This window comes from Streptomyces sp. NPDC043738 (assembly GCF_056436545.1).
Genome location: NZ_JBWKCJ010000026.1, coordinates 62,406 through 74,705 on the forward strand (window position 1 = coordinate 62,406; position 12,300 = coordinate 74,705).

Genomic DNA, 12,300 nt, shown 5'->3' on the forward strand with positions numbered 1-12,300 from the left:
GCGCTTGGCCCGGCATGCCGGGGGCACACCGACTGCTGCCCGACCGCCAGTGAGCGCAGGGGCTGCGGCGACGTCCGGCCCACCGGGGAGGGAGCGGCCCTCGGCGCGGGTACGGGGGGAACTCATTCAGGTGGGTACTGCTCTTGCGCGGTCCTCATTCCCTGAGACCGGCCGTCGTCTCGCCGCTGGCTCTGCTCTTCGATGCGTCGGGCCTCTTCTTGCAGTCTCCGCCGCTCCTCAGGGTCACCGGCTCGCTCGGCTGCATCCCTCAGCTGCTGGACCTTCTGCGTTTGCTCCGCCCGGCGGCTTCCGGACTCGTCTGACACGCTCATGGGCACTCCTTGGACGTCGCGACCGCGCCCTCAGCGAACCAGAGACCCGTAACCCTCGCATCTCGAACCGTTGCGGTCCGCGGTACACCCCCGTTCGCCCGGCGCTCCGGCCCGTGCGGCGGACTCCGGGCCCGCGCGTCCCCTCCGACCAGCCACAACGGGCTGCCGCGAGAATCGAGCGGGTCGCTGCGTCATGCGCCAGGACCGACCATGACCCGTACGGTCTCCAAGCCGGTGTCCACGGCATCGGGAACGTACATCCCCGCTTGGACACCTGAGTGCAGGTAGCGCAGCACCGGTTCGGTGAGCAATTCGCCCGGCAGAACCGCAGGAATGCCGGGCGGGTACGGCGTCAGCATCTCCGCGGCCACCCGGCCGGCCGCCTCGCGCAGCGGGACATCCTCGACGGAGCCGAAGAATGCGTCACGTGGCAGGCACTTCTGTTCCATCCGCAGCTGTTCAGGCGCAGGGACATGGACCTGGGGGCCGGGACGCAGCTCGGGTGCGGCCGCTGCCAGTGCCTTGAGCCCGTCGACAAGTGCGTTCGCGGTCTCTTCGTTGTCGGCGTAGGTGAGCTGGGTGTTGATACGGCGATGGTCGGACAGGTGCACATCGATCGCGCGGTGTTCGCGCAGCCAGTCCGCCGCACGGTACCCCGTGGTGTCCAGACCGCTGACGTCGATGACGACCGGCAGCGGGTCGAGGTCGTCCGCCAGGCCCGCACCGCAGAAGTCGGCACGGTCATTCACATGCAGGCCCTCGATGTCCTCGATCGCCGCCCGCGTCTGCGCCACCAGCTTCAAGGCTCGGTCGAGCAACTCCCGGCCGTGCTGGACCATCTGCCTGCGCCAGCCGTCGAGAGCCGCATAGATCAGCACCGACGGGCTGGTGGTGCCCAGGAGGTCGGCGCGTGACTTCAGCAGCGCCGGCTCCAGCAGATCCCCTTGCAAGTGGAAGACGGAGCCCTGCTCCAGGCCGGCCCCCATCTTGTGGATGCTGGTCACGCACACATCCGCACCCGCGTCCATGGCCCACACGGGCAAGTCCGGATGGAAGGGCAAATGCGCGCCCCATGCCTCATCGACGATCAAGGGGCGGCCCCGACGGTGACATACGTCCGCGATGGCCCGCAGGTCGGCACAGCTTCCATACGGTGTCGGGCTGGTGACCAGGGCTCCTCCGGCATCTGGGTGAGCGGCGAAGGCCTGCTCGAAGTCGTCTGCCGAAGGGGGGTGCGCCAGATGCCTGTCGGCGTCCCATCGGGGGTCCACCCAGACCGGACGAATGCCGGAGAGGATCAGGCCCGAGACGACGGACTTGTGCGCGTCCCTGCCGATCAGCAATTCCTCGTGCGGGCCCGCCACCGCGAGCATGGCCGCCTTCACCGAAAGGGAGCTTCCGCAGGTCGAGAAGAACGTGTGAGAAGCGTGCACCGCGTCGGCCATCAGTTGCTCGGCACGCTCGAGAATCCGGCCTCGGGCCCGCCGGTCGTCCAGCCCGCCGAAGGCGAGCACGTCGCCGTAAAAGACCGCGTCACCCAGCACCTCACGCGTCCTGGGGTCGGCTCCGCGCGCCTGCTTGTGGCCGGGTGGGCCGAAGGCCAGCTGCCCCGTGGCGTGATATTCCGCGAGGGCGTCCAGCACCGGCGCCTGGCTGTGATCAGGAGACATGGCACCACCACATTCGAAGGTCTGACTCGACAGGAGCATTCGCCGCCTCGCCGGAACGGGCGCGTTCCTTGTTCACGGTGCGGGCGGCGATCTCCCTTGCCCGTTTCTCGGACGTGCCGCCGTCAGTCGCTGGAGAGCGCATCGAGGAGGCCGCCGACCTCGGGATCGGAAAGGGCGCGGGCGACGTCGGCCAGCGCCACCATGCCGACCAGGCGGCGACCGTCGATGACCGGGAGACGGCGGACCTTGTGGCGAGCCATCGTCGCGAAGATCTCGTCCGCCCCGTCGTCGGCACCGATGGTGACCGCTTCGCCCTGGGCGAGCTCGCCGGCCTTGGTCTGCTGCGGATCGCGTCCCTTGCCCAAGACCTTGACGACGATGTCCCGGTCGGTCAGCACCCCCTTGAGTTTGTCGTCGGTGCCGCAGATCGGCAGGGCCCCCACACCCAGATCGGTGAGCTTGCGAGCGGCGTCCAGGACGCTGTCCTCGGACCCGATGCACTCCGCACCAGGCGTCATGATGTCGCGTGCTACAGGCATGTCTGTCACCTCTCGTTGGGGCGGACGTCCGGTGGACTTCCCTGCGCATCTGAGGGAAGAGGCCGCGTTCCTCGTCATCGACGTGCGCGGTGGCCTCGGTGCGCAGCTTCACGACCAGTCGGTCGAAGTCGGGATCACCAGCGTCGCGCTGGTCGAGGTCCTTGGGCAGCTCTTCGACGTGGGCGTGGTCGGCGATCTCCGCGTCCGCCAGGGCATCCCCTTCACCTTCCACTTCGGGCTGTCGGCTCTCCGGCCGTCGAACCACGGGTTCCCGATCGTGGGCAGCAATAACACCCATATGCGCTCTATTGCTCCAGCTGCCCGTGGGCGGCGTGGCGCTCAGGCCGGCCTGGAAGGAGAACGATGACGGTGTGTGCTGTCCCATCTGGCCATGACGCACCCGCCCGCGGAGGCAGATGTCGTGCGAGGCCCTCCGTCCGAAGCGACACACCATGACACGCCACGACACGATCGCCGGCACGACGAGACGGCGGGACCAGTCCTCATCTCGTATGGCCTCGTTGGTGAATCCGCTGTTCGCCCGCTGGGGTGTGCCGCCCACCCCGTGACGGCCAGTCCTGTTGTTCCCCGAGGCGGGGTGTTGCGGTCATACGCCGGCGACTCCCGCGACGCCGTGGCGATGGCCAGGTGGCTGGTGCGGCGGTTGGCCTGGCCGATGGGGTAGAGCGAGACCCCGGCTCGTTGGCCGAGCCGGGCGAAGGTCTCCGCGTCCCACTCGGCCGTGAGGGGGTCCAGCCGGAAAGGCGACCGAGCCGTGACCGGACCCGGCGGCCAGCCGTCGTTCACCAGCGCGCCGAACTCGGCAAGGAAGCGCCGCGCGGCCTTGTGCATCTCGAAGCCGCCGTGCTCGCGCAGGATGGCTTCCCAGGTGTCGGTGGGGACCGAGCGGCCTGGGTACCACCCCGACTTCCGCAGCACAGAGTCGGTCGCTGCGGACCACCGCGGCTGGTTTTCCACTGGCATCCTTGAGGTGAGGTCATGTGGAGTCACAGGTACGTGAACTGGTGGACGTTGACGATCACGGCTGGATCCCCTGGGGCTTCCCGCGCAATCATCTTCTGTCGGCACCGATCGTGGGCTGGAAGAGACGATCGGCGCCCAGGAGGGCGGGTCCTGCACTAGCGTCAAGTGACCAGGTGTCAGGCATGCGCGGAGACTGGACATACCAGGTTATGGGGGGCGGGCATGACGACGACCGCGTCATCGGACAGTACACCGGAGTCGGAGTCGGAGTCGGAGCCGGGCGGTGGCGGTGGCGGTGGCATCCATGGTGAGCCCACCGGGCAGAGCGGGGACTCGCCGTCCGCTCCCGTTCCTGCGCAGGTGCCGCAGCGGAGCTCTGCCGGCTCGGGGGGCAGCCCCCGGGAGAGCATCTGGGCGATCATCGCCGAGGCGCTCGGCCTGGCGCCCGGAACCTCCCGGCGCAGGAAAGTGGTGTGGTTACTGGTGATGGTGGCGATCCCGCTCCTGGTCGTTTTCCGGGACACGCTGATTGACTACGTCATGATCAAGCCGAACGTGGCCAGAGAGAACGATTCCCACAAGGAGTACGACGCCTCCCAGTTGCCCTTCACCGTGTCCGTACAGCCCGAGAACGGCGAACCCCGTCAGTGGGCCATGGTTCTCGACCGGGAACTGACCGCCGACGAGGCACGGAAACTGACGTCCAGCAAGGACAGTTCGACCGCCTTCTCGTATCTGAAGGCACTGGGCGGCCATCCGCTCGCGTACGCGGCCTTGCTGGAACACGCCCCCAAGCGGTACACGCAGCAGCAGACGTCAACCGGCCGCATGGAACTCTCCGACACGTTCAAGATGATCGTGCTGAGCACTCGGTCCTCCCCCGTGGTCATCAACGACTGGAAGATCACCGATGTCACGTGCCGGAAGAGCACCGCACGCACGGTCGTCGGCTATCCACCTCAGGGCGGAACCACCTACCAGGGAATCCGGCTCCACATTCCACCCCGCGCCGACGAACCCGTGCTGACCGACGACGCCGAGGGGCAGGGCGAGTCCTACTTCGGCACCCACTACATCGAGGTCGGAGGCGGCCAGCCCTCGGGCGGGATCAGAGCGGAGGCGATCGCGCCACCGGGGCAGTCGTGCGAGTGGGGCATCAGCGTCCACTACAACGACTCCTACCAGAAGGGGAGGTGGGTCCAGCTGAAGGACGGGAACGGAAAGCCGCTGCGCACCCGGACGGAGTCCGTCCCCCTGAACCCCCGGCAGAAGTGGGTCTTCGGCGCCGTGCCCTGGACGCAGTGCCATGGCAAGCCCAAGGAGCCGATGTGCGACCTGCTGTAGTCGGCAAGGCCGTGGCTCTCGTTCTCCTGGCGTTACTGTGCGTCCAGGCATGCAGCCCGCAGCCGAGCAAGGAGAAACGGGACTCCAGGCCGTCGGCGCCCTACCTGGGCAATCGCGGATACGCCCTTCCGGACGGCCCGTTCACCCGCAGGGGAACGGTCATCACCGCCACGTGCAACATGGGCGCACGCTATGCCAGCGTCTCGGTTCAGGCCTGGGATCCCGAGACGTGGCGACCGCGCGCGGAGCGGCAGTTCCCCATTCCGAGCGACGCCGCGTTCACCAACTATCCGGGCGCCAAGGCGGTCAACAGCGCTCTCGTGGACCTCTGCGGGGTCAGTCCGGACGCACCGTCCCCCTATCCCGTGAGCAGTTTGGAGTACACGGCTCCCCGGATACGAGCCCTCTTCGACCTGGCGTTCACGCGCATGGCGGTAGTGCTCCGGGACCCCGCCGGCAAGACCACCAGCCACGTCGGCTTCGTGACGGGTGGCGCCGACCAGGACGAGGTCGTGCGCCTGGGCGGTGCGGCGCGTGACGACGAGCAGAACGCGGTGATGTCGCCCGACGGGCGCAGTGTGTGGTTCACGTACACGGCTCATGACGGCAAGAAGCGGATCGGTTCTCGGTCCGTGGCGGGAGACCACCGCCTGTCGGACCGGGGCCCGGCCGCCGGACACGGCGTCCCCCTCACCGTCTCGGGCAAGCCACCGCATGCTGTCCAGGCGAACATGGTGCGCCTCGCGCCGAACGGCCGCCGGCTCACTGCGAACGCGCCGAAGGTCTTCGGGAACGTCTTCGACACCTGGGGCTCCTCGGGTCCGCTCACGGGGGCATCGGCGCACGGCGCCACTCTGCTGAGCGGATGTGTCGGCGTCGTGGGCTGGATCGATGACGACCGGGTGCTGTGCCGCACGTCGTCCGGCTCGTTCCAGGCCGTGGACGCCCGTACCGGCCGTGCCTCAGGCGCCCCGATCAAGGTGGTCGGCCCGTATGACGGGACCGTCGCGGAGGGGATGCTGGTCTCGGCGGACGGGAAGAAGTCCATCGTCTCCGTTCATCAGCCCAACGGCCGGAAGAGGGAGGGGGCCGAGTACGAGGGTCCCGATTTCAGGGTGGTGCCGACCGCTCCCGGAGGTTCGACGAGCCGTATCTCCAACAATCTCCTGAGCATGGAGACGATGTTTCTGGAGTGGTGGTGACTTCGGTGTGGCTTCCACTGAGGGGTCCTGTTGATGGGAGCGGCTGCCATGCATCCAGCACAGCAGTTACCTCGGAGTAGCGAACTGTTGGCGCTGACCAGACGGACCGCCCTTGACCTGGCATGGCGGCAACCGGCGCTCACGCCTCCCCACCCGTCTGGGGTGGTCAGGGGAGAGGGTGGGTGCGGTGGCTCTTCGGCGGGTTACCTCGGCCGGCAGACGAATGGATCGTAGCGGCGGGTGGGGGTGGCTTAGTCCGAGACCGCCAGGTTCGATCACGCTGTGCTGTCGAATTGCAAAGAATTCCTACACCGGCCGAGTTTTTTGCCATGCAGGTTTGCGGCGAGCGTGTGCGGGCTGCTTGGCTTCTCGCATGACACAGAATCTGCCTGAATCGGTCGCATCGCATTTCGCGGCATTGGTTAGTGCGCTTGCTTTCGTGGCGACCGTCCACGATGACCCACGGGTTAGGGGGCGCGCGCTCCGCGTGCTTGAAATTCTTTTCTTCCGTCGCTAGCCGTTCGTATGCCGACCGGGTTTGTCCTGGCAGTGCCCTTTGAGTGAGGCCCCAGGGCAAACCCTCGCCCTTGCATCGCCCCTGTTTGGGATGTCCCTGCATTCCGCAATATCGCTTGCATGGTTTCGGGCGCTCTGAGCTCGCCTCGGGTGGGCGTGGCGAAAACCTCTCCACTGGGGGTGACGCATCCCGGGCCCTGTCCCGAAGCGAAGCGACCAGCGCCGGAGGCGCCATAAGCCGGACGGCCCGGCCCTGGTGATGGCGGAGGCCGCAAAGGCCCCGACCATTCCCGGGCGTCCGGCCCGAGGTGCGCCCGGGCGTCCGGCCCGAGGTGCGTGCCGTCGTCGGCGCCGTCGCAAGGCGCAGATGCCCGCGGCAGGGGTTTCAGCTGGGCCCGTCAGCGCTGCGCGTGCCGCCCTCCGGACCCTCGCCATCGCCCTCTGGCCTTGCGTCACGCAGAAACCGTTCGCTCTCCCAGGTGAGGCTGCGTTCGATCTGGAGGAAGTTCAGGTCGGTCACCTCGGCGAGTTCTTCCTCGTCGAGGTCGGGCTGCAGGCGCAGAGCGCGTGCGATCTTCCCGGCCCAGAGTTCTTCCTTGATGTAGGGGCGTTGCCGGTACTGCTGCTGGAGCTCGCCGAGGTGGTCAGGGCTACAGGCAGCCAGGCGTCGCATGCCGTCAAGGTCCGCGTTGTAGGGGTGGATGGTGGAGGAGTCTGGAACCAGGCTGAAGACTTGCGTTGCGGGCGTCAGGTGTTCGCCGCACAGGTCGCACAGCGTCGGATCGGGCTCAGTGGCTTCCGGCTCGGCCATGTCGTGGACGAGTCCCCTTCTTACTCAAAGAATCGTCTCGGTGCGCTTTGTTCAGCCGGCCGCTCCGGCTGCCCACCCAGAAATTCCCGAAGGACGGCCGCATTATGACCACCATGCGCCAAATTGCCCCGGCTGCCGGAGAAGCCTCTGTGTGGCGCCCTCGGGCTGATCCGAGTACAGGCACGCGCGAAGGCCCTTCATCGGGATCCGTCGGTCCCTCGCGCCATCGGGGGGCTACTGTGCAATCACGAAGCGTTACCACGGCAGCTTAGGAGGAGTCCCGTGTCATCGCCCTGCGACCCCCAGCACGCTCCCGCCGGTGATGTGGGCGCAGCGCTCATGATGATCGACTCTCGGCTCAAGGCAATCTACGACGACAAGACCCCGCCTGACGCCGAACAACAAGCGCTGACCGACCAGTTCGCCACGTCCTTGGACCCCAGCGCGGTGGATGACCTGCTGAATGGCGCATGCACGCTCATCTACATGTACATGCAATGGCTCCGGATGGCCTACGGGGAGCACGGCCAGGACGTCATCGAAGGCGTGGTGCCCCACCTCGTGGCGACGATGCGCATGATGCCCAGGAGCGTCCGTCCGGAGGCCATCCCCACCATGGCGGGTCTGCTCGTCGCTGCCGGCACGGGCCTGAGTCCCAGCCTGTGGCGCAAGCAGTACGGATACTGGACCACGGACGAGCTGAATCCCTTGGAAGCCACCGCCTTCCTGCTGGCGGAGCACATCAACCGGCTCACCGACGACCGCGACTTCGCCACCCGCCTGATCGCCGAGGCGCTGTCCAGCGTGGACGAAGGCTGATGCGTGGCGCCAGGTGATCGACTCGGGCGTCGCCGGTCAGCCTGAAGCAGACGCCCGCGCAGCTTGAGGACTTGACCGGCCCCGCCCACGGCACGGCCGACCTGCCGACGTCGCGGCGAGCGCGGTCACCACCGCACGCGATTTCCTACCACCGCACTTAAATACCGTTTTGGGCTCGCTTGCAAAAATATTCCAGCAAGAGGGAAAGATCTTCCCGCGAGGGGGAAACGCCGGTCGATAGCGACATCTCACGCCATCTCGGTTCACCGGTAAGTTGCCCGACCGATGCCCCGACCGCACATGCAGATATGCCCATAGAGAGCATGTGCGGGGCTTTTCCCGGAAGGTTGCCCCCTAGAGGGCATGCGCGGTGATTCGCCACCCAGAGGCGGACAAAGTCGCAGGTCAGCTGAGTTGTTGCGGCGAATTTCCAGCGGGTAAAAAACCGGATGGGTAAGTTGCCCGGCACTCCACCAGCGTGATTGGATCTTGCGAGCACGAACCGTTGCCACCGACGCTAATTTCGAGTGGGCAGCCACCGTGGAACCGGCCTGATTGGCATTACCGTCACCAGGTTCGGCGCAAGCCCCAAACCCACAGCATTGAAGGAAAGGCACGCCATGCGTAACGGCTTCACCCCGGAGATGGACACCTGCGAGATTTCCGACAGCGAGCTTGACGCCATTGCCGGCGGCATTGCCAGCGCCGGTGGCGAGGTCGCTGGTCACGGCGCCGCTGTGAGCGTCGGCGATGTCGCCGGGACCGGCCAGGCCCTCGCCTCCGCCCTGCCCGTCTCGCAGGTCACCGGCGTCGTCACAGTGCAGGCCACCGGTCTCTGACCGCAGCCGTCCCTCCACGGCGTTCGGCCCCGGGATGCATCGTCCCGGGGCTCACCCTTTCCGACCTGCGAGAGAACCCCACACGCAGTTCGGCCCTCGGCCCACCCAGTGGCCTGGCTCGGAGATTCTTTTGCGGTAGGCGGCGACTTTGTCGAGGATCTCGTCGGCGGTCTTGGCCCAGACGACCGCGAACCAAGCAACACGTCCGCATACGCACAGCCTATGACCCGCAATGAGTCGAGTTCCGTGAGCAATCACTACGAAGCCGGCTGCGCAGAAGGGGTCGGTGGTGGGCCGTCGATGTTCCGGAACTCGCGATCCGCACCCACCGCCGTTGCGGTAGACATCGCCGCTGATGCCGGAGACGGCTCTTGAACTGCCCGTCCGCCGTGCCGTCATGGCGATGCAGCGGGGAGGAGCGAGCACGGCCAGGGTGGCCCCCCACAGGAGACACCCTGGCCGTGATCGCATACGGGGCGACCAGCGCGCCCGCATGCAGTGCTGTGCCGAAGCAGGCTGCCGTGTCACCCGACCACGCGATACGTCCCCTGTGCGGGACATATGCGCTCTTCCAGGCACCTGGTCGTGCGGGTGTGACAATCGATCCACCAGTGACGCAGTAGAAGTAGCCGATTGGTCATCGGCGTACGCGGATCCGACGGCTCCCCCCGTGCCGGTGGATCCGCCACCCGGCGCGGGCGGCGCCACTTTCCCCCAGCCCGCCCGCGCCGGCATCACCAGCACCGCGGCGAGCGCACCGTGCGCGGCCTCGACCACCGGCACGAGCCCTCACCTGGCCGAATGCCTGCGCTTCCGCGTCGGATCCTGGCGGACCGTGTCCAGTCGCCGACGCCATGGCCAGTAGGCTTGGCCCGCTGCGGAACCCCCCACCACCACACGCGCCGACACGGTGACGTATGGCCTGCGGCGGTTGAGTCGTCTCACAACATGAGGATGAAACGCAGATGCTGATAGCGGGCCGCTACCGGCTGCACGCCCGAATCGGTCGGGGTGCGATGGGGGAAGTCTGGCGGGCTTTCGACGAGACGCTCGGCAGACCGGTGGCCGTCAAACTCCTGCTCACCCATGAGTCCGATCTCACCGCCGCCTCCCGTTTCCGTCTGGAGGCACAGACCGCCGGCCAGCTCAACCACCCTTACGTGGTGGGTGTTCTCGACTTCGGAGACCACGACGGCCGTCCCTACCTGGTGATGGAGCTGGTCGAGGGTGACAGCCTCGCCCGTCACCTCGAATCCACCGGCCCACTCGCCGCCGAACGCGTCGCCCGCATCGCCGCCCAAGCCGCGGCCGGACTCGCAGCAGCCCACTGCCGGGGCATCGTGCACCGGGACATCAAGCCCGGCAACCTCCTCCTGGACCCCGACGACACCCTCAAAATCGGCGACTTCGGCATCGCTCGCTTCCTCGACGACCCCGCCACCGCGCTCACCGTCGCCGGACAGATCGTCGGCACCAGCCTCTATCTCGCACCCGAGCGCGCCCTGGGCCGGCCCGCCGGCCCCGCGTCCGACGTGTACTCCCTCGGCTGCGTCCTGTATCAACTACTCGTCGGAAAGCCGCCCTTCCAGGCCGACACCGCCCTCGCCATCCTCCACCAGCACCTGGAGACCGCCCCCGTACCGCCCCGGCAGCTCGGCGCCCGGATGCCACCCGCCTTCGAGAACTACCTGCTCAGCCTGCTCGCCAAGCAACCCGAGGACCGACCCACCGCACAGCAGGACGCCAACTGGTTCGTCTCGGACGCATGGCAGGGGAACCCCGAGCCCCTGCCCGCCGCCGCACCGTCACCCCAGCGGCCGTCAGTGCTTCCGGGCCGGCCAGCACCAACTCCACCGCTCAGGCAGGACCGCGCTCCCGCAGCCGATCCCGGCCCCGCCACCACCTACATGCTGCCGAGCGTCACCGGACATATCGACCGTGCCCGACAACGACCCGCCGTTCGCGAACTGTTGTCAGCACGGCCGAGGGCGCTGGGAATCGCCGCCGGAGCGATGGCGTTCCTCTCCGCCATGCTCATCGGCATGGTCTGGTTCGCACCCGACCGCAGCTCAGCGGAGACCCCACAAACGAACGCCCCACCCACGATGCGTCCCGCTCGCACAACGCCGTCAGCCCCGGAGCCCAGTACGGCCCGGACGACGGCCCCTGGAGCCGACGACGGCTACTTCGGTGCAGAGGACAACGCCCAGAGGGAAGAGCCGAAGAAGCCGCATCGGGCCCGACAGCCGGAATCGCAGCGACAGTGAGGAGCAGCGTCGGTTCGCGGACCGCGTTGCGAACTGAATTCCTGTCGGGGCGCACGCCACACGGCGCGGCTGACAGCAGGCAGCCGATCCTCGCTTCCCCTGGTCACACCCGTGTTAGCCGGTTGTTAGTCGAGCGGCAGCCTTGCGCTAGTGGCCCCGGTCAGAGTGGGTGACGTATCGAGAGACCGCGACACCGACTGCCCCCGGGGAACCCAACATGAGCTTCAGCACCACTGGCCGCACCGCCCGCCGTCGCACCCTGCGTATTGCCGCCGCGGCCCTGACCGCAGCCGCCGGGCTCACCCTGACTGCCTGCTCCGGCTCGGACACCGCCGACGCGAAGTCCGCGGGCCGGACGAGCACGAGCTCGGCCGCCGCCAAGTCCATCGCCTCGAGCCGGTCCGGAGTGCAGGGCTCCGATGGCAAGGCGGGCCCCGATGCCGAGATCGGCACCAAGTCGAGCGCTGCGGTCATGCGGTCGGGCGGCACGCGGGCCACCGGCGGCGGCAAGACGGCATCCCCGGTCCGCACCCAGACCCTGGCGGACGGCATCAGCAAAGCCAAGATCTACAAGCTCGGCTCCCAGCGCTACCGCGCCGAGATCGTCGCCCGTGGTTCGGTTCTGGCCACGATGGAGACGACGGGGCAGGACGCCGACGCCGGGCTCGACGCCAACGACATGTTCGTCGTGCTCACGATGGGCGGCGAGGTCCATTCCTGGATGGGCGGCGGACACCAGGGACCGGGCACCTTCACGCTCGCGGGCGGCTGGAAGGCCAAGGTCACGAAGGTCGGCGAGCTGCGGTACCGCGCGCAGATCATCGGCTTCGAGGGCGTGGCCGCCACGCTGGAGACGAAGGGGCACGACGTCGGGGTCGACGCCAACGGCGTGTACATCGTGCTCAGCGCCGGTGGTGTGATCAGCGCCCACGAGTAGATCCCCGCCCGGCTGCGCGGTGGAGCCACCTCCGACGAGG

12 protein-coding genes and 1 pseudogene are annotated in these 12,300 nt (G+C 67.8%); 7 read left to right on the forward strand and 6 right to left on the reverse strand.

The window, feature by feature from the left end:
* Positions 1 to 122 precede the first annotated feature (122 nt).
* The 4 genes and pseudogenes from AC0680_RS28495 to AC0680_RS28510 all read right to left on the reverse strand — a co-directional run bounded on the left by AC0680_RS28495 (position 123) and on the right by AC0680_RS28510 (position 2,541).
* Complete coding sequence (locus tag AC0680_RS28495; RefSeq protein WP_478634147.1) at positions 123 to 332, reverse strand: DUF6381 family protein; 210 nt, start codon at positions 330 to 332, stop codon at positions 123 to 125.
* A 191-nt stretch (positions 333 to 523) separates the two neighbouring features.
* Positions 524 to 2,002: an aminotransferase class I/II-fold pyridoxal phosphate-dependent enzyme gene (locus AC0680_RS28500; RefSeq protein WP_478634292.1), complete on the reverse strand. Its 1,479-nt coding sequence runs from the start codon at positions 2,000 to 2,002 to the stop codon at positions 524 to 526.
* Between the two features lie 34 nt (positions 2,003 to 2,036).
* Positions 2,037 to 2,144 (reverse strand): annotated as a pseudogene (locus AC0680_RS28505) (plasmid stabilization protein); the annotation flags it as partial.
* On the reverse strand, positions 2,125 to 2,541 hold the full coding sequence (locus AC0680_RS28510) for a CBS domain-containing protein (RefSeq protein WP_478634150.1): 417 nt from the start codon (positions 2,539 to 2,541) through the stop codon (positions 2,125 to 2,127). The gene AC0680_RS28510 and the pseudogene AC0680_RS28505, both read right to left, overlap by 20 nt.
* Before the next feature lie 31 nt (positions 2,542 to 2,572).
* Here AC0680_RS28510 and AC0680_RS28515 point away from each other — a divergent pair, with 31 nt between their 5' ends.
* The gene (locus tag AC0680_RS28515; protein WP_478634153.1) at positions 2,573 to 2,908 is read left to right on the forward strand and encodes a hypothetical protein; all 336 of its coding nucleotides are present in this window, start codon (positions 2,573 to 2,575) and stop codon (positions 2,906 to 2,908) included.
* On the opposite strand, the gene AC0680_RS28520 is transcribed toward AC0680_RS28515, so the two are convergent.
* Positions 2,881 to 3,726 carry an SUKH-3 domain-containing protein gene (locus tag AC0680_RS28520; protein ID WP_478634156.1) on the reverse strand — a complete coding sequence of 282 codons (846 nt, stop codon included), beginning with the start codon at positions 3,724 to 3,726 and terminating at the stop codon, positions 2,881 to 2,883. The two genes, AC0680_RS28515 and AC0680_RS28520, sit on opposite strands and share 28 nt — an antisense overlap.
* A gap of 21 nt (positions 3,727 to 3,747) precedes the next feature.
* On the opposite strand from AC0680_RS28520, the gene AC0680_RS28525 reads away from it, so the two are divergent.
* Both AC0680_RS28525 and AC0680_RS28530 read left to right on the forward strand, forming a co-directional pair.
* Entirely contained in the window at positions 3,748 to 4,869 is a 1,122-nt protein-coding gene (locus tag AC0680_RS28525) for a hypothetical protein (protein ID WP_478634159.1), read from the forward strand.
* On the forward strand, positions 4,854 to 6,071 hold the full coding sequence (locus AC0680_RS28530; RefSeq protein WP_478634161.1) for a hypothetical protein: 1,218 nt from the start codon (positions 4,854 to 4,856) through the stop codon (positions 6,069 to 6,071). The genes AC0680_RS28525 and AC0680_RS28530 overlap by 16 nt, the downstream gene beginning before the upstream one ends.
* Before the next feature lie 901 nt (positions 6,072 to 6,972).
* On the opposite strand, the gene AC0680_RS28535 is transcribed toward AC0680_RS28530, so the two are convergent.
* Complete coding sequence (locus AC0680_RS28535) at positions 6,973 to 7,398, reverse strand: hypothetical protein (protein ID WP_478634164.1); 426 nt, start codon at positions 7,396 to 7,398, stop codon at positions 6,973 to 6,975.
* A gap of 282 nt (positions 7,399 to 7,680) precedes the next feature.
* Between AC0680_RS28535 and AC0680_RS28540 the strand changes: the two genes are divergently transcribed.
* The 4 genes from AC0680_RS28540 to AC0680_RS28555 all read left to right on the forward strand — a co-directional run bounded on the left by AC0680_RS28540 (position 7,681) and on the right by AC0680_RS28555 (position 12,260).
* Positions 7,681 to 8,217: a hypothetical protein gene (locus AC0680_RS28540; RefSeq protein ID WP_478634167.1), complete on the forward strand. Its 537-nt coding sequence runs from the start codon at positions 7,681 to 7,683 to the stop codon at positions 8,215 to 8,217.
* A gap of 620 nt (positions 8,218 to 8,837) precedes the next feature.
* The gene (locus AC0680_RS28545) at positions 8,838 to 9,056 is read left to right on the forward strand and encodes a hypothetical protein (protein WP_478634170.1); all 219 of its coding nucleotides are present in this window, start codon (positions 8,838 to 8,840) and stop codon (positions 9,054 to 9,056) included.
* 965 nt (positions 9,057 to 10,021) lie between these two features.
* Positions 10,022 to 11,323: a serine/threonine-protein kinase gene (locus AC0680_RS28550; RefSeq protein WP_478634173.1), complete on the forward strand. Its 1,302-nt coding sequence runs from the start codon at positions 10,022 to 10,024 to the stop codon at positions 11,321 to 11,323.
* A 217-nt stretch (positions 11,324 to 11,540) separates the two neighbouring features.
* Positions 11,541 to 12,260: a hypothetical protein gene (locus AC0680_RS28555; protein WP_478634176.1), complete on the forward strand. Its 720-nt coding sequence runs from the start codon at positions 11,541 to 11,543 to the stop codon at positions 12,258 to 12,260.
* Positions 12,261 to 12,300: the final 40 nt, after the last annotated feature.